We start from the raw sequence: 21,487 nt of genomic DNA, 5'->3' as shown, positions 1-21,487 counted from the left end.
GAAAGGGACTTTTTTTATGAAAAATACGTATGTAACAGGCTTTTTTCCTTTTATCGCAATTCTTCTTTTCAGTTCATCTCTTGCGATTTCTTCCGTTATCTATGCCATGGGGATACTGTCTTCTCTCGGCATTTACAAAGGAATGCTCGAATTTTTCTCTGAGAGCGGCATCCGGATGGCTTTGTTTGCTGTGTTTACGCTGATTTTTTTCATGGTATTTTCCGCTTTGAAGCTGATTGCCAATACAGTGACAGAGCTTGCCCTCTTATTTTTCGCCAAAGATCCTGAAGGAGCGAACCTGAGGAAAATCAGGGTCGGTTCTGCCGTGTATCTGGGAGCAAGCCTTTTATCCTTTATTTTTGTCCAATATGCCGCTGGAATTGCAGCGCTTTTTTTACTCGCAACACTCGTATATTTAATTTTTATCGTTTATGCGATCCACAGCACGCTTTCATTTATGTCATTAATCGGCTTTATTATGTTTGAGCTGCTGTTTTGGTTTACGTTTTTAATCGGCACGGTGTATATCGTCATCAAGCTATATAACAGCGTCATGGCGAGCCTGCCCGTTTGAGCCATGCAAAAAACCGGAGCGCGGACGTTTGTCCGACGGCTCCGGTTTTTTTATGACAAAAATCGTTTTCTGATCTCAGGACCGGGAATGGTGCACTCGCTTTTTTGCCCAAACCATTTGTAACGGTTTTTCGCAATCACGCTGTAGATGGCGTCCCGTAGCGGTCTGGGAATGATCAAGAGGGCGGAAGCGGCCCGCCAAAGACCAGGAAGGCTTTTCACCACATGCAAGGCCGCGGTTGATTTCTGATATACCCGTCCGTTTTCGATCAAAATAAAGCTGTCAAAATGATCGGAGGGGAGCTGATATTGCTTGAGCAGCTTCCCCCCGGCATCAGATTGCAGGGAAGCGAATGAAAATAAGCCTTCTGGATCATGCTTGATGATGAATTGAACGGCTCCGTCGCAAAAGTTGCACACGCCGTCAAACAGAACGATTCGCTCAGGCATATCAGCCACTTTCAGCCACCCCTTTTTTGATTTAAGATGCGTATGCAAGCGTTCCTCTCCAGATTAAAAGTTGAGGTCCCGCGTGATGCAGATACTCGACATTGCCTTTTGCCTCTTTTCCGACCCATACACTCATTGTGTACGTATCCGTCAATCCGACAAACCAAAGGTCTCTGTACCCGTTGGATGTTCCGGTTTTGCCTCCTACATATCCGCCGCTGAAATTCGCTTTTTTCCCGGTTCCTTCTTTGACAACCGCTGATAAGAGCTGACGCATTTGGTTGTTTGTCCGCATGCTGAATACTTGCTGCGGTTTGTCTTTCCATTTGTAAAGCGTTTTGCCTTTTAAGTCCGTCACCTTTGTGATGGCATGGCTGGATGTATAGCTGCCGTTATTGCCGAAAGTCGTATAGGCATCGGCCATCTCCAGCGGTGAGAAGCCCCATGTAAATCCGCCCAGTGCAGCAGGAAGACGGTAGTCATTTTGAACGATTTTATCAAATCCGAACGGTTTTAAATAGCTGAATCCTTTTTGCACGCCGACCCGGTTCAGCATTCGTACGGCCGGTGTATTATACGAATTTTTAAAGGCTGTCTTGATCGACACGGTTCCGTATGTTCTTTCGTTGAAGTTGTTCGGACAGTATTCTTTGCTGCAAAATTTGCTTGCGTCAATCATGCTGCCTGCCGTCGCACCCGTTTCTTCAATGTACGGCCCGTAGTCAAGGAGCGGTTTAATCGATGATCCCGGCTGCCTGTATGCCTGGAATGCCAGGTTGTAATCATACTTTTTATAGTTTTTCCCGCCGGACATGGCGACGATTTGATGGGTTTGGTGGTTGATCACCACCGCTCCGCCTTGTACGCCTTCATAAGGGAGGCGATTATTCACTTGCTGGACGACCCGGTTTTGCATCCCGGTATCGAGCGCCGTATAAATTTTGATCCCGCTCGTCGTGAGGGAGCTGATGCGGTTAGACAGCTCTTTTTCGATTTTTTTCTTTTCTTCTTTTGTTTTTGCCTTTTTCAGCCGTTCGTCAAACCCTTCCGAAGCAGACACCAATTTGGTGAATTCCTCGTTGACATAAGTCGTATAGTCGGGATAAGCGTCTTTCTTTTCTTTTACATGAAGCGTAATTTTTTGCTTTACGGCTTTGCTGTATTCTTTTTCAGTGATCACGCCCGCTTTTTTCAGCCCTTCAAGCAGCCGCTTTTGGCGGGTTTTTGTGTAGTCAAAATGTTTCAAAGGATCATATAATGTAGGGTTATTAGGGATCGCGCAAATAAACGCCGTTTCGGCAAGGTTGAGAGATTTCAAAGGCTTGCTGAAATAGAAATAAGACGCGGATCCAATTCCGTAGACCCCATGATTAAAATAGATCGTGTTTAAATATTTCTCAAAAATTTCTTCTTTTGAAAGCTTTTTTTCCAGCTGATAGGAATACAGGAGCTCTGTGAACTTGCGGTCGAAGGTTCGTTCATGGTTCAAATACAAGTTTCTCGAAAGCTGCTGTGTAATCGTGCTGGCTCCCTGATCAATGCCGCCTTTTTTGACATTGGCTGCGGCGGCCCGGGCCATTCCGATAAAATCAAAGCCTTTATGCTGAAAGAAATGCCGATCCTCTGAAGTGAGAAACAGCTGCTTCACATGATCAGGGATATTTTTATAGGGGACAAATACCCGGTTTTGGTGATCTGAAACAATTTCTGAAATCAGGGCGCCGTCCCTGTCATACATGTAGCTGTTTTGTACAAGGCCGATATCTTTTATATTGATCTTCTCATCGAGCACCTGATCGAGAGGCTTCATATCCTGAGCTTCCCGGCCGGAGGCCATTAAGGTAAAGACAAATATAGGAATTAACATCAACAGAAAAATCCATCCAAAAAATGAACGCAACTTTGTCACTCTCTTTTCGCTAAATTCTAGCCATATCGTACCATTCTTTTTTGATATCGAGAAGGATAATTTGATAGATTGGCAGTTTTTTATCCGATTTCAGCTTGCTTTTGCCTCTGATTTTTTTTGCTGGGACCTTTGGAATATCAGAAGGCATGCTCCGCCGAAAAAGAGGACGGCAGTTGCGTAAAAAGCGGAAGAAATTCCGAAAAAGCTGGAAAGAACGCCGCCGAGCACCGGGCCGATGACATTGCCCAAAAATCTGAAACTTACATTATAGCCAAGCACTTCCCCTTGAATAGGCCCCGGAGATTCAACTCGGATTAAGGCGGTGATGCAGGGAATCATCCCGCCAAGCGCGATTCCGAACAGAAAGCGGAAGAACACAAGCATTTCATACTGAGATGTAAGTCCTTGCGGAATAACGCAAACCGCGGCAGCCAGCGCGAGAATCATCAATATTTTTCCATGGCCGAACCGATCGCCTAAGACGCCCCATTTTCTCGCGGCGAGAAGGCTTCCAAGGCCGGTTGCAGAAAAAGCCAGCCCTGAGAAGAATGCGAGATTGTCAGTTCCGTGCAGCTCGCTGACATATAAGGCGAGCAGCGGCTGAACACTGAAGTTTCCCACTTGAATCACAGCGGTGAGGATCATCGCCGTAATCAGCGGGCGCTGGTGCAAAATCGTCTGCAGCACCTGCTTTCTCGTATACCCGGCGGAGGCATCGCGCTTCGCCTTCAAAGGACGTTCACGCACTCCGGTAAACACGAGGAAAACCGCGCTGTAAATGGCAAATGCCGTAATGAAAAACGTATATGTAAAACCGACGCGATCGGCGAGCAGACCGCCGAGCAAGGGGCCGAATAACCCTCCTGAGACCGTGCCCATCTGCAGCGTGCCGAGCACTTTGCCAGCCGTTTTTTTCGGCGTCTGAGCCGAAATCATGGCAAGGGAAGTGGGAATGAACCCGGTTACGAGCCCCATCGCCATTCTCAAAAAAAACAGTTCGTATACGGAAGAGACAAGGGACATGAGAAGAATGCAAGTGCCGATGCCGGTGCCCGTGATCAAGAGGATTTTTTTATAGCCGTGTTTATCTCCGAACCTTCCCCAAAAAGGAGAAACCAAAAAGGCCATCAAAAATGTGACGCCGAAAACGTATCCGCTCCATTTTGCCGTAAATCCGTCCGAATAGCTGCCGAGCGTTTCGATATAGAGGGAAAGAAACGGCAGAACCATTGTAGAGCTTGCGGCCACGAAAAAATTCGCGAACCACATGATCACAAGGTTTTTCTTATAAACAGAGATGCGAATCACCTTCTTAAAAAGTTTGAATTTCCTTCATTATAAATGAAATGTGGAAGCTGTATGGAATCGCTGCTCATTGGAAAAATGAAAATTGGGTATTTGAAGGAATTTTCAACATTTTCAGAAATTAAAACCTTAAATATAGAAATATAATGATATAATAAGAGAAATATGAACGTACTTTGGAAAACATTCAGAAGGCTTTAGGCTTGGACGATTTCCATCCGCTGCGCTACATCCATAAGTTTTTTATATTGAGATAGAAAGGCAGGTGTGAAAGTTGGAAGCGAGCACCTTACTGATTATTGATTTTGAATTTACAATGCCTGAGGGAAAGTATCACCCGCAAAATTTTTTCCCGGAAATCATAGAAGCAGGGATTGTAAAGGCGGTTCATGATGAGGTGGTTGAGACATTTTCAAGCTATATTAAGCCGAAGAAGTTCCCTAAATTAACGAGGCGCTGCAAAAAATTTCTCAGCATTACGCAGGAACAGGTTGACCAAGGCATTACGTTTAACGCGTTGATTGAAAAGCTGCGGGAGCTTGATCCTGACCAAAACAGCGCCATCATTACATGGGGAAACATGGATATGAAAGTGCTGAAGCAAAATTGCATGTTCAACCATGTTCCGTTTCCGTTTAAAGGAGAGATGAGGGATCTTTCCATGGAGTACAAGGAATTCTTTGGTGACAAAACATTGACGAATTTGTGGAAAGCAGCGGAAGAGTACGGCGATTCAGGAACGGGAAAACAGCATAAAGCGCTAGACGACGCGATGACAACGTATAAGCTGTTTCGGCTCGTAGAACGGGATAAGAAGTATTTGGAAAATCCGAAACCGACGACGATCGGCGAACGGGTTGATCTTTCAAAAGTTTTTCCGCACGCCACATAAATAACCCAATCTGGCGAACAGATTGGGTTATTTGTGCGGGAAATATTCATTTTCAAGCGCATGAATAAGTTCAAGCGATTTTGCCGCGTATTCGGACGAATCGTTTTGCAGATCCGTTTTTAAACGGTTTAAAGCTGAGCGGAGCGAATCCGCATAATCCGGTACAGCTTCATCGAACGGCTTCACCATACGATGCGGGATATTTGTCTGTTCACCGAAAGCGAGCGCTTTTCGTTCATGAAAAAAAGGGACGTCTGCCTTGTTGGGATGGTGAAGATCGCCTTGCTTCGGGTGGGTCAGCACGGCGAGGATTTTGACAAGGTAGTGCATCGGTTTAACATCCGTAATTTCGCCGATGTAGACGCCTGTCTTATAAAAGCCCTTTACACGATCGCCGACTTGAAATTGGTTGTTCACTGCATCTGCCTCCTAATGGTATCATAATAAATAAATGGTAAAAAAATCATTTCAGGGAGGAAGAAAAATGGCGCCGTTTCTGATTCAGTTTATGCTCTATTTTCCTGAAGACAAAAGAGAATATATCCCTTCTTTTATTACGCTGGCCGTTTTCTTTATCATCGCAATTGTTGTATTCCGGCTGATCATCAAACATTCCAAAAAAGAAGCTGAAAAAGCGGAAAAGCTGGAAAGAGAATTGAATGAAACCATCCACAAGCGCTCTTAGAAGCGCCCGTTTTTCAGCCGGAACGCTTATGAAAAAGCGGTCTTCAGACGTCTGAGCCCGTCTTTTACAACAGAGAGCGAACATCCAACATTCATTCTGACGAATCCTTCTCCGCCCGGTCCGTACTTTGGTCCCGGCTCCAGAATCAGCTTTCCTTTATGAAGGAGAAGCCGTTTGATGTCCTGATCCGTCAATCCGAGCTTGCGGCAGTCAAGCCATGCCAAGTAAGAGGCGTCTGGCTCCATCATGCGGACCTCGGGCAGCTCCTCTGCTAAAAAGCGGCGGACTTCTTCCATATTTCGTTCGATGTAAGGGATAAGCTGATCGAGCCACGGTTCGCCTTTTGAATAGGCCGCTTCGATTGCTGCAACTGCAAATGTATTTAAAGAATGCAGTCCCTGACGCTGCATAACTTTTGCAAAGGCGGTTCTCTTCGCCTTGTCGGATATGATGATGGCTGAGGCCTGCAACCCGGCCAAGTTAAACGTTTTGCTCGGTGCAATGCATGTGATCGAAATATCCGCGAATTCCGGAGATAAAGAGGCGAACGGCGTATGGTTCAGTCCGTTCAGCATCAGGTCTGAATGGATTTCGTCGGAAACAACTGTGACACCGTGTTTAAGGCAGAGTTCGCCCAGCGTTGTCAGCTCTTCTTTCGACCATGAACGTCCGGAAGGATTGTGCGGATTGCAAAGAATGAACATCTTCACATCCGGTTCCCCAAGCTTTTTTTCAAGGTCGGAAAAATCCATTTCATAGCGGCCGTCTTTTTCGATTAATGGATTGTGTAACACAACCCGTCCGTTTTTTTCAACAATATCAAAGAACGGCGTATATACAGGCGGCTGTACGACCACCCGCTCGCCGGGCTCTGTGTACGCCTGCACCGCTTGGGCTAGCGCTGTTACAATGCCCGGGCTGAAAGTGATAAACCCCGGTTCAGTATTCCATCCGTGCCGGCGGCTGAGCCAATCGGTGACAGCTTCGTTCGTGCCCGCGCTTGCAGATGTATAGCCGAAAACCCCGTGCTCCAAGCGCTGCTGAAGAGCGTCGATAACGGGCTGGGGGGCGCGGAAATCCATATCAGCCACCCACATTGGAAGCGCGTCATCTACACCGAATAATTCCTGTGTTAAGTCCCACTTCACAGACTGGGTCCCGCGTCTGTTATGTTCTGTATTAAAATCCATGATCTCACCTCATGTCTTTTTCATATGTTATACATTAACTGTGATAAGGATAGATTGCAATGTTTTAACCATGAAAGCTTTTATAAAGTAAAGGGAGTGGCATCCGATGGAATGGAGCAGCATGCTAGAGTGGGCTTTTCAGCGTCATCTCAACCCTATGAGCTGGTATATTCGCCCGGTCTTTCTCGTGGCGCTTGCGTATTTTTGCTATAGGCGGACTTGGAAAGGCGTCATCGTTACTTTTTTGCTGATGACGAGCAGCATGTTTTGGTTTCCCGTCCCCGAGCGGATCAATCCGGAGATGCAGGCTGTTTTGGATTACGAGCAGATGCTTTTGTCCAACCCGCTTTCTGCCGTGCTCACGCTCGCTTTTATGATGGGGTTTCTCGTGTTGATTGGCGCGGCATTTTGGAAGCGCTCCTTAGGGTGGGGACTTGCGGTATTGAATGTGACGCTGATCGGCAAGGTTGTGCTGTCAGTGATGCTGACGGGGGAAAACGGCTGGGCGCCCCTCGGAAATACCATGTTCGGATTGATTCTCGTCAACGGCATCGGGCTGCTGCTGATCGCCTGGCGGAGGAAGCGGAGACAAGCCGGCCGATAGCCTGGTGCTTTCCTTATCGACAAGCCGGCGCGTTATGATACAATAGCTTTTGAAACATTACAATGAAGCGGTGATCATGATGAAAGAAAGTCAGGCAGCAGCACAAATCATCCACATCATAAAGGAATGGGATCCGTTTCAAGCCGGACCCGATTTTTATGAAACGGAAGCGGCCGAGATTGTTCAGGCCGTCTACACGGAAAACGACGCAGAGCGGCTGGGCGAAGCTATCCAGTCCGTTTTTGAAGTATCATTTGATCAGACGCTGCCGCTGGCAAAATGCAAACAGCTGGCTGAACGGCTCCTTGCGATCAAAGACAGCAGTTCGTGCTGATCAAAATTTAAAAACCGCCAAACGGCGGTTTTTTTATATTCATGTCAAAATGAAATCGGCAATTTTGTCTGATACATAATCCGGATTTTCTTCGGGGACGAGGTGGCCGGTTTCCCGCAAGGAATAGAAAATGGAATTGGGCAAATCCTGATGAAGCCTTTTGCCGATCTGTACAGGGACAACGCGGTCCTCTTCGCCCCAGATTAAGAGGGAAGGCGTCTCGATTTTCTTCAAATCGTCCGGTAATAAATCGCCTTCCCGGTGTCTGATGAGACGCGCGAGCGCCCTGAAAATTTGATCGTCAAGAAACGGTTTCAGGTAGCCATTGATCATCTCCTGATCGATCAGAGATCTGTCGTAGACAACATTCATGAGATTTTTCAGGACGCCTTGTTTTGACAGCCAGCGCTTGATGTACAAATAAAAATAAGGAATATGGCTCCCGAAAATGAGCGGGCGGGGGGAACGCTTTAAATAGCCTGAGCTGCACAGCAGGACGACTTTTTTGAACAGTTCAGGCCTTTCCTTTATCGCATAAAGTGAAATCTGGCCGCCCATCGAATGTCCGACAAGCACGGCGTCTCTAATCCTCAGCCTTTCGATCAGTTCGATGACCACCCTGGCCATGTTTTGATAGGTATACACAAAGGTGCTGGATTTTTCTGATTGGCCGAAGGGAGGCAGGTCAACGGCGACTAAATTAAACTCATCCTTCAGAAGAGGAATGATTTTTCTGTAGCAAAACGAGGAAGAAAGAAAGCCGTGTATTAAAACGAGCGATTGCCTGCCCGGATTCTCGTAATGCTCATAATATATATTGACCCCTTGAATGGTTTCAATAGAAGGTTTTGTTAACAGCATGATCCAAATCACTCCGAATGTTTTTCTTTCATGTTCAAACAATCTGGCTGCATGTTGTCGCCTAAGTCCTGAGTACGTTATTTATCGTACCCGAAAAAATTTTTTTCACGCTTTGATTTCGCTTTTTTTACCGCCTTACATTCGTTCAAAAACGTGCTATAATATTCAGAAGATTTCTTGACATATAAAAGGTGTGATAACGAGATGAAGCTAACAGAAAAAGAAACAGAAATATTGGAAATATTAGAGGAAAACAGCCGCCTCGAACCTGAAACCATTGCTAAAATGGCGAACATTTCACAGGAAGAAACAAAAGCGATTATCGAAAAGCTTGAAAAAGAAAAGGTCATCATCGATTATTCGGCAATGATCGACTGGCGAAAAGTCGACGGCCATGAAGGCGTTACAGCGATGATCGATGTGAAGGTAACACCGAAGCGCGGCGTCGGATTTGACGAAGTGGCCGAGCGGATTTATCGTTTTCAGGAAGTTGAATCCGTTTACTTAATGTCAGGCGTATATGATCTGTCTGTTGTCATCCGCGGCAGAACGATGTCGGATATTTCGCATTTCGTGTCCGAAAAATTATCGACGCTCGAATCGGTCGTGTCGACAACCACCCACTTTATTTTAAAGAAATACAAGCATGACGGTAAAGTTTTTGACTCCGGTGATGATGACAAAAGAATCGTGGTGTCTCCTTAAATGAGGACAACTTATATTTCGAAAGCAGCCCAGCAAATCAAACCGTCGGGCATCCGCAAATTTTTTGATCTTGCGTCCACAATGGAAGGCGTGATTTCATTGGGCGTCGGAGAGCCCGATTTTGTAACGGCGTGGAATGTCAGGGAAGCGAGCATCCTTTCCCTTGAACAGGGCTACACGTCATATACGGCAAACGCGGGTCTTCTTTCTTTGCGGAAAGAGATCAGCGCTTATCTGAATAAACGCTTTCATCTGGATTATGCTCCTGATGACGAGCTGATTGTCACAGTCGGAGCAAGCCAGGCGCTTGATATTGCGGTCAGGGCGATCCTTGATCCCGGAGAAGAAGTGCTGATTCCCGAGCCTTGTTTTGTCGCTTATGAAGCGCTTGTTTCTTTGGCGGGGGGAAAAGCGGTTCACATTCACACGAACGCAGAACGCGGATTTAAAGCGAGCGCAGCCGATTTTGAAGCCGTTCTGACTGAACGTACGAAGGCCATTATCCTTTGCACGCCGTCTAATCCGACAGGCTCTGTGTATACAAAAAAAGAACTGGAAGAGATCGCGGCTTTTGCTGAACAGCATGACCTGATTGTAATAGCGGATGAAATATACGCCGAGCTGACATACGATGAAGCGTATACAAGCTTTGCGGAAATCGCCGGAATGAAGAAGCGGACGATATTGATATCGGGTTTTTCGAAAGGGTTTGCCATGACAGGCTGGCGCCTTGGATATGTCGCAGCTCCTGCATATTTAAGGGACCCTATGCTGAAAATTCACCAGTACTCGATGATGTGCGCGCCAAGCATGGCTCAATTTGCGGCGGAGGAAGCCCTTAAAAACGGTCTCGAAGACGTCGAAAAGATGAAAAAAAGCTATCGCCGCCGAAGGAATGTGTTTGTGGATTCACTGAACGAAATCGGGCTTGACTGTCATCAGCCGGGGGGCGCTTTTTACGCGTTTCCGTCCGTTAAAAAAACGGGCATGAGTTCAGAACAGTTTGCTGAGGAGCTTCTCATCGCAGAAAAAGTCGCCGTCGTCCCGGGCAATGTTTTCGGGCCGAGCGGCGAAGGCTATATCAGATGTTCTTACGCTTCCTCGCTTGAACAGCTTCAGGAAGCGCTCGTCAGAATGAAACGCTTTGTCCAGAAGACCGGTGCAGTTCAATAAAAAAATGCGCACCTAAAAGGTCCGCATCAACATAAGGGGGGGGGAATACTAGAAAGCCTTAGTTGTTCTTTAGTATTCCCCTTTCAGCTCGGTTTTAAACATACAATGCTTAAAAAAGTTTTTTTGCTTAATAAAGACTTGTATGATATAATTTTTTATTGCGTATAAAAAGAGTTAAATTCATATGATTTAGGAGTTGTTAGTTATGACAGCAAAATTTGAAGTAGGCAGTGTTTACACTGGAAAAGTGACTGGATTACAGGCGTACGGAGCGTTTGTTGCATTAGATGAAGAAACACAGGGACTCGTGCATATTTCTGAAGTAACACACGGTTTCGTTAAAGATATTAATGAGCACTTGGCGATCGGTGATGAGGTGCAAGTGAAGGTTCTTTCTGTAGATGAGGAAAAAGGCAAAATCAGCCTTTCTATCCGCGCTACACAGGCAGCTCCTGAACGAAAAGAAAGCAAGCCTAGAAGACAAAAGGCTGTTCAAGCCGAAGATACAGCTGCTCCACAAGGATTCAACACGTTAAAAGACAAACTTGAAGAGTGGATCGAGCAGTCCAACAGAAAAGATCTTATTAAGAAATAATTGAAAAACTCCGGCAAAAGCCGGAGTTTTTTTATCGCATTTCCGGCTGCTTGGCGTCTTCGCCAGCAGTCTCTTCAGCCGGTCTAAATAAAAGTCCGAGGTTGATCAGACCTGCGATTCCGACAAGCGCGTAAACGGTCCGGGCTAAAGCGGATCCTTGACCGCCAAAAATGGCTGCAACCAAGTCAAATTGAAAAAATCCTATCAGTCCCCAATTGATTGCTCCAATGATTGTTAATACCAATGCAATACGTTGAAGTGCATTCATTTGTTTTTCCTCCTTTTTGAAGTCCTATATTTCACATTTATAGATTGCGACGGATTTGGAAACATTATACGCTTGAGGAGCAGATCGCTTTACAGGGCATTCGGCGATTTCCCATAATAGTAAATAAAGGAGGAGATATAGATGGATAATTTTACATATTGGAATCCCACGAAGCTGATGTTCGGCCGGGGAGAAGTTGAAAAGCTGGCAGAAGAGGTGAAACACTACGGCCGCAATGTCCTGCTCGTATACGGCGGAGGCAGCATTAAACGAAACGGTTTATACGATCAAGTGATTTCAATCCTTGAAAAGGCAGGCGCGACCGTCCATGAATTGCCCGGTGTCGAACCGAATCCGCGTGTTGCCACTGTGAATAAAGGAGTCGCGATCTGCAAAGAGAACGATATTGACTTTCTATTGGCAGTCGGCGGCGGAAGCGTCATCGATTGTACGAAAGCGATCGCCGCCGGAGCGAAATACGACGGCGATGCATGGGATATTGTGACAAAAAAACATATTCCTGCTGATGCGCTGCCGTTTGGAACGGTTTTAACATTGGCAGCAACAGGATCGGAAATGAACTCGGGATCTGTGATCACAAATTGGGAAACCAATGAAAAATACGGCTGGGGAAGCCCGCTCGTATTCCCTAAATTTTCAATTCTTGATCCGGTCAACACATTTACCGTTCCGAAAGACCACACGATTTACGGCATTGTCGACATGATGTCCCATGTGTTTGAGCAATATTTTCACCATACCGAAAATACTCCTTATCAGGACCGGATGTGCGAATCCCTGCTCAAAACGGTGATTGAAACAGCTCCTAAGCTCATTGAAGACCTTGAAAACTATGAGCTGCGCGAAACGATTCTCTATACAGGCACCATTGCGCTGAACGGCATGCTATCAATGGGCGCACGCGGAGACTGGGCGACGCACAATATCGAGCACGCTGTTTCAGCCGTCTACGATATTCCGCATGCGGGAGGGCTTGCGATCCTGTTCCCGAATTGGATGAAGCACACGCTTTCCGAAAATGTCGGCCGCTTTAAACAGCTTGCCGTACGCGTTTTTGACGTAGAAGAAACAGGAAAAACCGATCGTGAAGTGGCGCTTGTTGGAATCGAGAAGCTGTCTGAATTCTGGACCAGCCTTGGCGCGCCAAATCGCCTTGCTGATTATGACATAACAGATGAGAAGCTGGATCTGATTGCCGACAAAGCGATGGCAAACGGCGAATTCGGCCGCTTTAAAACGCTGACTAAAGACGATGTTCTGTCTATTTTGAAGGCTTCTTTATAAGATTTCTTGACGGCTCAAGGAGGACCGCCATACCTTGAGCCGTTGTTCATTTGTTATCTTTTTGACAAAACTGCGCGTGGCGGCTGAAAAACATGCATTTTTGCGCGCCTGCCTCCATCCTCCTTTTTTTCGTCACTTGATTTAACGAAGGAGTTCATATAAAGTGAAAAGGGAAGAGGTGTCGCCGAAAATCGACATGTTTTAAAACCCTTTGGCCCGCACTCTCATGAAAATGAAAGCGCTGGCGGGTATATGGAAGAAAACAGCTAGTACTGGAGGTTTAATAATATGACGCATGTCCGTTTTGACTACTCAAGAGCATTGCCATTCTTTAAAGAACATGAACTTACATATCTGCGTGACTTCGTGAAAGTCGCCCACCATACCATTCACGAAAAAACAGGTGCGGGCAGCGACTTTTTAGGATGGGTGGATCTTCCGACTGACTACGACAAAGAAGAATTCGCCCGCATTAAAAAATGCGCTGAAAAAATTCAAAATGATTCCGATGTTTTGCTGGTTGTCGGAATTGGCGGTTCATACCTCGGCGCAAGAGCGGCGATCGAAATGCTGAATCATTCATTTTACAATGTGCTGCCGAAAGAAAAGCGTAAAACGCCGCAAGTGATTTTCATCGGCAACAACATCAGCTCTTCTTACATGAGAGACGTGATGGATCTTCTTGAAGACGCTGATTTTTCAATCAACGTGATTTCTAAATCAGGCACAACGACAGAACCGGCGATTGCTTTCCGGATCTTCCGCAAGCTTCTTGAAGAAAAGTATGGAAAAGAAGAAGCGAAACGCCGCATTTATGCAACAACTGATAAAGAGCGGGGCGCATTAAAAACGCTTGCTAATGAGGAAGGCTTTGAATCATTTATCATTCCTGACGATGTCGGTGGCCGCTTTTCTGTGCTCACAGCGGTCGGCTTGCTTCCAATCGCAGTCAGCGGAGCCGATATCGATGAAATGATGAAGGGCGCCCGCGATGCGAGCAAAGACTTCTCCACATCAGAGCTTGAAGACAATCCGGCTTACCAATACGCGGTCGTCAGAAATGTCCTTTATAACAAAGGCAAAACGATTGAAATGCTGATCAACTACGAGCCGGGCCTTCAGTACTTCGCAGAATGGTGGAAGCAGCTCTTTGGCGAAAGTGAAGGAAAAGACGAAAAAGGCATTTATCCATCTTCAGCCAACTTCTCGACGGATCTTCACTCTCTTGGACAATACGTACAAGAAGGAAGAAGAGACATGTTCGAAACGGTGCTGAACGTTGAAAAGCCGAGACATGAGCTGACAATCGAAGAAGCGGACAATGATCTTGACGGCTTAAACTACCTTGCCGGCAAAACGGTCGACTTCGTCAATAAAAAAGCGTTCCAAGGCACAATGCTCGCGCACACAGACGGTAATGTGCCGAACCTGATCGTGAACGTACCTGAAATGAACGCTTACACGTTCGGCTACCTCGTATACTTCTTTGAAAAAGCCTGCGCAATGAGCGGATACCTGCTCGGCGTCAACCCGTTTGACCAGCCTGGAGTGGAAGCGTACAAAGTCAATATGTTCGCTCTCCTCGGCAAGCCTGGCTTCGAAGAGAAAAAAGCAGAGCTTGAGAAACGTTTGAATCAATAAACGAAAAAACAGCCTCCGGACTTATTGTCCAGGAGGCTGTTTTAATTCATATGACGGATGCTGAAGTCCAGTAGACGGATAAAATTCGTCATGAGTGTAGACAAATCCCAATTTTTCCAGTCGTTTTTGTGAAACTGTATTTTCAGGGTGATGTCCCGCAAACAGCTTTTTTGCCCGGATTTTGTTAAATGCGTATTCAATCATGGCCTCAGCCGCTTCAGATGCATAACCTTTCCCCCAAGCCGAACGGACGAGATGAAAACCAAGCTCGTACACATCATTTTCCGGGTCATAGGGGCGAAGTCCGCAACATCCGATGAATTCGTTGTTTCCTGTTTTAAATATCGGGAAGTATTGCACACCGTGTGTTTTGTATTGTTCGATCTCAAGCAGCAAACGATTTCTTATTTCGCTATCGGTCATAATTCCGTCTGCTGTCAGATATTTGGCCACATCTCGATTTCCCCACAATGTCTTTGCCAAATTCAAATTCTCTTTAGCCCATAAAGAAAAGCCGATGCGTGTTGTTTGCAGAAAGCAGTGCTTCATTCCATTCCGGTCCCCCTTGTAAGGCAGCTGTTCACCTTATTTTAACACGGCAATAGCCGGCGGGGCTCGTTAACCTAATGATTCATCCCGTAAATCGCAAACGCGAGATAAGTCGCGAAAAAACTCCACAACACATAAGGGACAAGGAGAAGTGCTGCTCTTTTATGAATGCGAAGTGTAATCAAGGCAAGCGCAAGAGCGGTCAAGGCTACGAAAAAGGAGTCGGCCGCGGCAGCAAGTACGTTTTTTTCCGTGAATTGAAAATAGCTGAATGCCTGGTTAAACAAATAGTTAATGATCAGCATGATCCAAAATGGCGCCGCTGCTTTTCTCAGATCATATGTGGCATACACAAGCGCCGCCGCTAATGAAATGAAGGCGAACAGCACGCTCCAGATGGTTCCGATCAAACGGCCTGACGGTGTCCAATCCGGTTTGTTCAATGACTCATACCATTCCCGGTCTACCGGGAATAAAACGCCCGCCAGTGAAAACAGTGCATATGTAGCAATAAACACGATGACAGCCGTTGCTATTTTTTCCTTCTTCAATAAAAGTCCCTCCCCATAGTAAGCTCATACCTTTGTCTTTCCCTATTCGTTTAAATATACTCATACCGCACAAGCTTCTGATCCATACTAAAAAATAAAACGGGTGAAGTGACATCATGTTATTTGTATTGGAAACGTTGTTTCTCATCTTAACGGGTATTGTTCTGCTGAGAATTTCGGGGAGGAAATCAATTTCGCAAATGACAATAGCCACCACCGTCGTCATGATTTCCATCGGAACGATCATTGTTCAGCCGATCATTGAAGACAGCATTTTTAAAACGGTGGCAGCTGCATCGATCTTTATCATCGTCCTTCTGTTGATCGAGTATTTGAAAATGAAATTTGATTTTTTTGAAAGCCTGATTGCGGGGAAAGCCGTTGTATTAATCGAAAACGGCGAGCTTCAGAAGCAGAACCTAAAAAGGCACCGCCTGACTGTCGACCAGCTGGAAATGAGGCTCAGGACACAGGGGATTTCAAAATTATCGGACGTGAAAAACGTAACGCTCGAATCAAACGGCCAGATCGGCTACGAGTTATCGGATGATGCAAAGCCTTTTACTATGGGAGAGTATAAAAAATTCCTCCGCATGCAAAACAACCTGCAGCAGCCGGAGGACAATCTGTTTAAGGAAATCAATGAAGGGCACCTGCACGAACCTGATAAACAATTGCGCTAGGGCCCAGAAGTATAAAAACGAAAAAAGGAGTTTTTTTATGATAAGCTTACCTTCTGAACTGGAAAACCGGTCGTTTTCTCTTTATCATCTCGAACAGACGCTCAAGCCTCTCGGTTATGTAATCAGCGGCGGCTGGGAATATGACCGCGGCTTTTTTGACTATAAAATTGATGATGAGGAAGGATACTTATTTTTGCGGATTCCGTTTGAAGCGGAGGACGGACAGCTTGATTCGCAAAATGCGACGGTCAAGCTCGGTACACCGTTTTTGCTTCGCCACGTCTATCAGGAAGCGCTGGACGACTACGTCGTTCAGGGGAATTTTCGCGCATCTTTTGACCAGTTTGCTGAACCGAAAGAAAAAGACGCCGATATTCCCGGCGTCTATGAAAAGCTTGGCCAATCGTATGTAAAAGAACTCGAAAAGGCGCTTCTTTCCTAAAGTGACAGCAGCTGGTCTGTCGGCTGAAGCTTGTACGAAAATGAAGGAGACAGCACAGGCCCGTCTTTTTGGTGAATACCGATGACGAAAATGTCTTCCTTCATGAAATGGTGAATCACTTCTTGAAAAGACGCACCTTCCATCGTCTTCGGAAGCGGAACCCGATGGACTTTGAAATGGATATCGGCTTCCTTAAATAGCGGATCAGGAAGCTGATTTTTAATGAGAAAATGCTGCAGCATCGCTGTTTTTAAAAGGTCCGCCGTACTGATGATTTGGTTCGCTCCGGCGCGCTCGGCATTTTTTTTCTGCTTTTCCGTCAAGATTTCTACAACGCAATACACCGACGGGTTCAAGCCTTTAACAGCCAGCAATGTTAAGACCGACTGCATATCTGCAGATATTTCGCTTTTATGCTGATCGGCGGTAATAAAGACGATTTCAGCTTCTTCAATATTGGCTTTTTGCAGTGTGGCATCATCCGCAGCGGGTCCTCTGATGAAATGAATGTTTTCCATCAGAGGGCCTTCCTTTAGTGTTTCATCAATGAGCACGATCGTTTTGTTTGAATCGGCGGCCTGGAGCGTCCTCATCAGCTTGTTGGATTTCTCGTTCCAGCCGATCAGGATCATATGTCCCTTGCCTCTGTAGTTGACCTTGCCTTCGGCGTAGCGCTGCTGCTTGCTAAAAGCGGCCGTCGCCATCGTTGCAAAATAGGCCGTGACAAACGCTGCCCCTATTAAAATAAGGAGCATGCCGACGGTTTTGCCGAGTGCGGTTTTAGGGACAAAATCGCCATATCCGACTGAGGACACGGTGATCAGCGCCCACCATACGCCTTCAAAAACGTTTGAAAACTGCTGCGGCTCGACGAATGTGATCAGCTGACCGAAAAGGATGATCAATAAAAGGATAATGATTGCGATGCGGACATATATCGGCCACCTCAGCCATGCGATAAATACACGGTTTGATTTCATGTTTCTTCACCGTCTTTCCGCAGGGAAAATGATAAAATCTCTTTGATGATTGCATTTAACTTTTGATTGGTGCTTACTTTCCCGTGCTGTTCAATCGCTTGTCTGATCATCTCAGCCGTTTCTTCTTCAAATTCGATCAGCTGCTCGTCTTTTTCCGATTCGTTATAGAGAAGAATGAACGCATCAAGCCCTTCATTCATTTTATCAATCGCCGTGCTTAGCTGTTCTTTTTCCTGATCCGTTACTTTCACCGTGTCACCACCCGAGTTCGCCTTTTTACTCAGTATATCCCTCTTTTACAAAAATTTTTCAGGTAAAAATAAACCTTTGTTAACCGACAATAACCGGTAGAGCTGAAGATTTTTACTGCGGCGTCATATCGGTTCCCGTCCTTCCATACACTTTTTATAAACGGATGAGGGATGGGAGCGGAATGTCCTGTTTAATGAGGCTCTTTTTCATACTGGTCGGAGTCCAGCTGATGGCGGCGGCATCCATTCAATTCATTTTTGATTTAAATGCCGTTTATCATTCCTCTGATGAGGTATTCTGGAGGGAGTTTTTCAAGGAGCTGTCCACAAGGCCGCCTTTCTACATCATGGTGTCAGGAATGGTGCTGATCTTTATCGGGGTTTGTTTACCGCGAAGAAAAAGGTAGTGCACTTTTCTGTACAAAAGGAAATCCCTCGGGATAAAATATATTTACAATTAAAATTTTAAACGACTTATCACAAGAGGGAAGATGATTGCATGAGCATGATTTTTTACTTGTTAACATTTGCTGCATTAGGTTTATCGATTTGGGCACAATTTAAAGTAAAGAGCAACTTTGAAAAATATTCAAAAGTAGAGGCGTCAAGCGGGAGAACTGGAGCCGAAGTGGCCAGACAGATTCTCGACCAAAACGGCCTTTACGATATCCCGGTTGAACCGGTAAGAGGAACCTTGACAGACCATTATGACCCGACAGCACGCGTTGTGCGCCTGTCCGAACCCGTATATTACGGGCGTTCAATTGCAGCGGTTTCCGTTGCTTCCCATGAATGCGGACATGCCCTGCAGCATCAGGAATCATACGGCGCACTTGTTTTGAGGCATAAGATGTTTCCGATCGTGAACTTTTCTTCGGGAGTGGCGCCGTTTTTGTTTATCGGCGGAATGCTGCTCGGAAGCCTGAATCTGATCGGACTCGGCATCATTTTGTTTTCGGCGGCCGTATTCTTTCAGCTTGTGACACTGCCTGTTGAATTTAACGCAAGCTCCCGGGCAAAAAGGATCATCGTTTCAGAAGGAATGATCCGCAACACGGAAGAAAGAGGCGTCAGCAAGGTGCTGGATGCCGCGGCTCTGACATATGTTGCTGCAGCGCTTGTTTCGCTGTTTGAGCTGCTGCGCTTCGTCGCAATTTTCCTGTCCGGTCGTAATGACTAACCATTCGTCTTAAGGAGGTGGCCCCTTACCATATTTGGTAAGGGCTTTTTTTGAATATCCTGAATCTCATACTCGTCATACTTTTAATTGCAGCTACGGCTTTTTTCGTTGTCGCCGAATTTGCGATCGTCAAAATCCGCGGCACAAAAATCGATCAGCTTGTTGAAAGCGGGGATAAGCGGGCGATTGCGGCCAAAAGAGTGGTGACAAATCTTGATGAATATTTGTCTGCCTGCCAGCTCGGCATTACCATCACCGCATTAGGGCTCGGCTGGCTCGGAGAATCGACATTCGAAAGGATCATCCATCCGCTTTTTGAACTATTTGGCCTGCCTGAATCCGTTTTAAGAGTGGCTTCGATTGTTACCGCCTTTGTCATCATTACATTTTTGCACGTTGTGGTCGGCGAGCTTGCGCCAAAAACGATTGCGATTCAAAAAGCGGAAGCCGTCAGCTTATGGACGGCGAAGCCGCTCATTTTATTTTATAAAATCATGTTCCCGTTTATCAAACTGCTGAATGGCTCGGCTCGGCTGTTAACGAAGCTGTTCGGGTTCCATTCGGTTAAAGAGCATGAAGTGGCAATCAGTGAGGAAGAGCTGCGGCTTATGCTGTCTGAAAGCTATAAAAAAGGAGAAATCAACCAGTCTGAGTATAAATACGTCAACAAAATTTTTGAATTTGACAACAGACTGGCCCGGGAAATCATGGTGCCGAGAACGGAGATGGCTACCTTGTTGGCCGATCAATCCATAAAAGAAGCGATTGAAACCGTCATTAATGAACGCTATACGAGATATCCGGTCATTAAGGATGATAAAGATCATATTATCGGAATTGTCAACAGCAAGGATTTGTTTAAATCGTATTTTCTCGACGAGACGATTCCTTTAACGGACTTAATGAGGCCTGTCATCAGGGTGATTGAGAACATACCGATCCAGGAGCTCTTGATTCGCATGCAGAAGGAACGGATTCATATGGCCATTCTTGTTGATGAGTACGGCGGAACGGCAGGACTGGTTACGGTTGAAGACATATTGGAGGAAATCGTCGGGGAAATCCGGGATGAGTTTGATCAGGACGAAATGCCGCACATTATAAAAAAAGGCGAACACCATTATATTATGGACGGAAAGGCTTTAATCGACGAAGTGAATGACCTCCTTCATATCGCGATTGAAAACGAAGAAGTCGATACGATTGCCGGCTGGCTTCTGACGCAAAAGATGGAGCTGAAAAACGGTGACATCCTCAAAACTGAGGGATGCGAATTTAAAATTCTTGATGCTGAAGATCATCATATCCGTTTCATTGAAGTGAAAAAAACGGAATTTTAAAAAGACAGCTGCGGGCGACCGCGGCTGTTTTTTAGTTCGATGGCCGTTCTTTATTTCAATAAAATGGATATCTTTTCAAAGATAAGAGGATATATCTATGGAAATTCATGACTTTTTACGAATGTACTCCGTTTCGTTCTTTTTTATAATAGGGTGTATAAATATGAGGAGGTTTTCAATACGTGAGAAACAACCATTTGCTAAAAGCTATCCTGCTATGGGGAGCTGTATGTATCATGCTGCTGACGGGGCCGCTCTCAGCGCTTGCTGCTTCGTCATCAAACCCGTCGGATAAATTGTATTTTAAAAACAAAAAATACTACATATTCAACAATGTTTGGGGAGCCGACCAGGTCAGCGGCTGGTGGCAGACCATTTATCATAACAATGATTCAGACATGGGCTGGGTATGGAATTGGCCGAGCAATACAAGCACAGTAAAAGCTTATCCGTCGATCGTCAGCGGCTGGCATTGGACTGAAGGCTATACTGCGGGCAGCGGCTTCCCGACCCGATTGTCAGATCAAAAAAACATCAACACGAAAGTCAGCTATTCGATCAGTGCGAACGGCACGTACAATGCCGCATATGACATTTGGCTCCACAATACAAACAAGGCAAGCTGGGGTTCGGCTCCAACCGATGAGATTATGATCTGGCTCAATAACACAAATGCCGGACCTGCCGGTTCTTATGTCGAAACTGTTTCGATCGGCGGGCACAATTGGAAAGTATATAAAGGCTATATTGATGCTGGAAGCGGCAAAGGATGGAACGTGTTTTCATTTGTCAGAACGGCAAACACCCAACGTGCGAACCTGAATGTTCGGGATTTCACGAATTATCTTGCCGACTCCAAACATTGGCTTTCCAAAACAAAGTATGTCAGCAGTGTGGAATTCGGGACGGAAGTTTTCGGAGGCACAGGACAAATTAATATTTCCAATTGGGACGTAACAGTCCGCTGATGGATTTACACCGCTCTTTCACAAAAAGAGCGGTGTTTAATTTATTCCAAATG

Annotated in this window: 27 protein-coding genes; 16 read left to right on the top strand and 11 right to left on the bottom strand. The window is 45.8% G+C overall.

What is annotated here, in order from left to right:
* The first annotated feature begins 16 nt into the window (after positions 1-16).
* Positions 17-574, top strand: coding sequence for a YufK family protein (locus tag M1D59_RS17240; RefSeq protein ID WP_020452777.1), 558 nt, complete (start codon positions 17-19; stop codon positions 572-574).
* A gap of 50 nt (positions 575-624) precedes the next feature.
* Here M1D59_RS17240 and M1D59_RS17235 read toward each other — a convergent pair whose 3' ends face one another.
* From M1D59_RS17235 to M1D59_RS17225, 3 genes are all read right to left on the bottom strand, one after another.
* Positions 625-1,023: a thiol-disulfide oxidoreductase DCC family protein gene (locus M1D59_RS17235; RefSeq protein ID WP_033155026.1), complete on the bottom strand. Its 399-nt coding sequence runs from the start codon at positions 1,021-1,023 to the stop codon at positions 625-627.
* Between the two features lie 31 nt (positions 1,024-1,054).
* The gene (locus M1D59_RS17230) at positions 1,055-2,890 is read right to left on the bottom strand and encodes a transglycosylase domain-containing protein (RefSeq protein WP_052252271.1); all 1,836 of its coding nucleotides are present in this window, start codon (positions 2,888-2,890) and stop codon (positions 1,055-1,057) included.
* A 132-nt stretch (positions 2,891-3,022) separates the two neighbouring features.
* The gene (locus M1D59_RS17225) at positions 3,023-4,201 is read right to left on the bottom strand and encodes an MFS transporter (RefSeq protein ID WP_026580045.1); all 1,179 of its coding nucleotides are present in this window, start codon (positions 4,199-4,201) and stop codon (positions 3,023-3,025) included.
* A 310-nt stretch (positions 4,202-4,511) separates the two neighbouring features.
* Here M1D59_RS17225 and kapD point away from each other — a divergent pair, with 310 nt between their 5' ends.
* The gene (gene kapD / locus M1D59_RS17220; RefSeq protein WP_023856141.1) at positions 4,512-5,129 is read left to right on the top strand and encodes a 3'-5' exonuclease KapD; all 618 of its coding nucleotides are present in this window, start codon (positions 4,512-4,514) and stop codon (positions 5,127-5,129) included.
* Between the two features lie 27 nt (positions 5,130-5,156).
* Here kapD and M1D59_RS17215 read toward each other — a convergent pair whose 3' ends face one another.
* On the bottom strand, positions 5,157-5,546 hold the full coding sequence (locus M1D59_RS17215; RefSeq protein ID WP_023856140.1) for a kinase-associated lipoprotein B: 390 nt from the start codon (positions 5,544-5,546) through the stop codon (positions 5,157-5,159).
* A gap of 67 nt (positions 5,547-5,613) precedes the next feature.
* Here M1D59_RS17215 and M1D59_RS17210 point away from each other — a divergent pair, with 67 nt between their 5' ends.
* A complete protein-coding gene (locus M1D59_RS17210) occupies positions 5,614-5,814 on the top strand; it encodes a hypothetical protein (RefSeq protein ID WP_020452772.1) in 201 nt (66 codons plus the stop codon).
* A 26-nt stretch (positions 5,815-5,840) separates the two neighbouring features.
* Here M1D59_RS17210 and M1D59_RS17205 read toward each other — a convergent pair whose 3' ends face one another.
* Positions 5,841-7,004, bottom strand: a complete 1,164-nt coding sequence (locus M1D59_RS17205; RefSeq protein ID WP_023856139.1) for a MalY/PatB family protein — start codon at positions 7,002-7,004, stop codon at positions 5,841-5,843.
* A gap of 106 nt (positions 7,005-7,110) precedes the next feature.
* Here M1D59_RS17205 and M1D59_RS17200 point away from each other — a divergent pair, with 106 nt between their 5' ends.
* Positions 7,111-7,608, top strand: coding sequence for a hypothetical protein (locus M1D59_RS17200; protein ID WP_035337575.1), 498 nt, complete (start codon positions 7,111-7,113; stop codon positions 7,606-7,608).
* A gap of 79 nt (positions 7,609-7,687) precedes the next feature.
* Positions 7,688-7,942: a DUF1871 family protein gene (locus M1D59_RS17195; RefSeq protein WP_023856137.1), complete on the top strand. Its 255-nt coding sequence runs from the start codon at positions 7,688-7,690 to the stop codon at positions 7,940-7,942.
* A gap of 39 nt (positions 7,943-7,981) precedes the next feature.
* Here M1D59_RS17195 and M1D59_RS17190 read toward each other — a convergent pair whose 3' ends face one another.
* On the bottom strand, positions 7,982-8,803 hold the full coding sequence (locus M1D59_RS17190; protein WP_023856136.1) for an alpha/beta fold hydrolase: 822 nt from the start codon (positions 8,801-8,803) through the stop codon (positions 7,982-7,984).
* Positions 8,804-9,007: 204 nt separating this feature from the next.
* On the opposite strand from M1D59_RS17190, the gene M1D59_RS17185 reads away from it, so the two are divergent.
* The 3 genes from M1D59_RS17185 to yugI all read left to right on the top strand — a co-directional run bounded on the left by M1D59_RS17185 (position 9,008) and on the right by yugI (position 11,276).
* Positions 9,008-9,508, top strand: coding sequence for an Lrp/AsnC family transcriptional regulator (locus M1D59_RS17185; RefSeq protein WP_003184796.1), 501 nt, complete (start codon positions 9,008-9,010; stop codon positions 9,506-9,508).
* Entirely contained in the window at positions 9,509-10,681 is a 1,173-nt protein-coding gene (locus tag M1D59_RS17180; RefSeq protein ID WP_020452766.1) for an aminotransferase, read from the top strand. It abuts the gene before it with no gap.
* Between the two features lie 205 nt (positions 10,682-10,886).
* Complete coding sequence (gene yugI, locus M1D59_RS17175; protein WP_020452765.1) at positions 10,887-11,276, top strand: S1 domain-containing post-transcriptional regulator GSP13; 390 nt, start codon at positions 10,887-10,889, stop codon at positions 11,274-11,276.
* A gap of 31 nt (positions 11,277-11,307) precedes the next feature.
* Here yugI and M1D59_RS17170 read toward each other — a convergent pair whose 3' ends face one another.
* A complete protein-coding gene (locus tag M1D59_RS17170) occupies positions 11,308-11,544 on the bottom strand; it encodes a DUF378 domain-containing protein (RefSeq protein ID WP_020452764.1) in 237 nt (78 codons plus the stop codon).
* Between the two features lie 141 nt (positions 11,545-11,685).
* On the opposite strand from M1D59_RS17170, the gene M1D59_RS17165 reads away from it, so the two are divergent.
* Positions 11,686-12,849 (top strand): iron-containing alcohol dehydrogenase, encoded by a 1,164-nt coding sequence (locus M1D59_RS17165; protein WP_458117553.1) that lies wholly within the window; start codon positions 11,686-11,688, stop codon positions 12,847-12,849.
* A gap of 288 nt (positions 12,850-13,137) precedes the next feature.
* Positions 13,138-14,490 (top strand): glucose-6-phosphate isomerase, encoded by a 1,353-nt coding sequence (locus M1D59_RS17160; RefSeq protein ID WP_128823074.1) that lies wholly within the window; start codon positions 13,138-13,140, stop codon positions 14,488-14,490.
* 21 nt (positions 14,491-14,511) lie between these two features.
* On the opposite strand, the gene M1D59_RS17155 is transcribed toward M1D59_RS17160, so the two are convergent.
* Both M1D59_RS17155 and M1D59_RS17150 read right to left on the bottom strand, forming a co-directional pair.
* The gene (locus tag M1D59_RS17155; RefSeq protein WP_128823077.1) at positions 14,512-15,039 is read right to left on the bottom strand and encodes a GNAT family N-acetyltransferase; all 528 of its coding nucleotides are present in this window, start codon (positions 15,037-15,039) and stop codon (positions 14,512-14,514) included.
* 74 nt (positions 15,040-15,113) lie between these two features.
* Positions 15,114-15,590 carry a TspO/MBR family protein gene (locus M1D59_RS17150; protein WP_023856129.1) on the bottom strand — a complete coding sequence of 159 codons (477 nt, stop codon included), beginning with the start codon at positions 15,588-15,590 and terminating at the stop codon, positions 15,114-15,116.
* Between the two features lie 116 nt (positions 15,591-15,706).
* Here M1D59_RS17150 and M1D59_RS17145 point away from each other — a divergent pair, with 116 nt between their 5' ends.
* Together M1D59_RS17145 and M1D59_RS17140 are read left to right on the top strand one after the other, a co-directional pair.
* Positions 15,707-16,273, top strand: a complete 567-nt coding sequence (locus M1D59_RS17145; RefSeq protein WP_023856128.1) for a DUF421 domain-containing protein — start codon at positions 15,707-15,709, stop codon at positions 16,271-16,273.
* A gap of 37 nt (positions 16,274-16,310) precedes the next feature.
* Positions 16,311-16,715 carry a YugN-like family protein gene (locus tag M1D59_RS17140; RefSeq protein WP_020452758.1) on the top strand — a complete coding sequence of 135 codons (405 nt, stop codon included), beginning with the start codon at positions 16,311-16,313 and terminating at the stop codon, positions 16,713-16,715.
* Here M1D59_RS17140 and M1D59_RS17135 read toward each other — a convergent pair.
* Entirely contained in the window at positions 16,712-17,695 is a 984-nt protein-coding gene (locus M1D59_RS17135) for a potassium channel family protein (RefSeq protein WP_020452757.1), read from the bottom strand. The two genes, M1D59_RS17140 and M1D59_RS17135, sit on opposite strands and share 4 nt — an antisense overlap.
* Positions 17,692-17,946, bottom strand: coding sequence for a membrane-integrating protein MstX (locus tag M1D59_RS17130; RefSeq protein ID WP_020452756.1), 255 nt, complete (start codon positions 17,944-17,946; stop codon positions 17,692-17,694). Before M1D59_RS17130 ends, M1D59_RS17135 begins: the two co-directional genes overlap by 4 nt.
* Before the next feature lie 182 nt (positions 17,947-18,128).
* Between M1D59_RS17130 and M1D59_RS17125 the strand changes: the two genes are divergently transcribed.
* The 4 genes from M1D59_RS17125 (at position 18,129) to M1D59_RS17110 (ending at position 21,434) form a co-directional block, all read left to right on the top strand.
* Positions 18,129-18,353: a hypothetical protein gene (locus M1D59_RS17125; protein ID WP_023856126.1), complete on the top strand. Its 225-nt coding sequence runs from the start codon at positions 18,129-18,131 to the stop codon at positions 18,351-18,353.
* Positions 18,354-18,451: 98 nt separating this feature from the next.
* Positions 18,452-19,126 carry a zinc metallopeptidase gene (locus M1D59_RS17120; RefSeq protein WP_023856125.1) on the top strand — a complete coding sequence of 225 codons (675 nt, stop codon included), beginning with the start codon at positions 18,452-18,454 and terminating at the stop codon, positions 19,124-19,126.
* 50 nt (positions 19,127-19,176) lie between these two features.
* The gene (locus M1D59_RS17115) at positions 19,177-20,466 is read left to right on the top strand and encodes a hemolysin family protein (protein ID WP_020452754.1); all 1,290 of its coding nucleotides are present in this window, start codon (positions 19,177-19,179) and stop codon (positions 20,464-20,466) included.
* Positions 20,467-20,648: 182 nt separating this feature from the next.
* The gene (locus tag M1D59_RS17110) at positions 20,649-21,434 is read left to right on the top strand and encodes a GH12 family glycosyl hydrolase domain-containing protein (protein WP_020452753.1); all 786 of its coding nucleotides are present in this window, start codon (positions 20,649-20,651) and stop codon (positions 21,432-21,434) included.
* Positions 21,435-21,487: the final 53 nt, after the last annotated feature.

The organism is Bacillus sp. PK6-026 (assembly GCF_054161455.1).
Note: the sequence above shows the minus strand (reverse complement) of the source record. Positions and strands in the feature narration are given on the sequence as shown.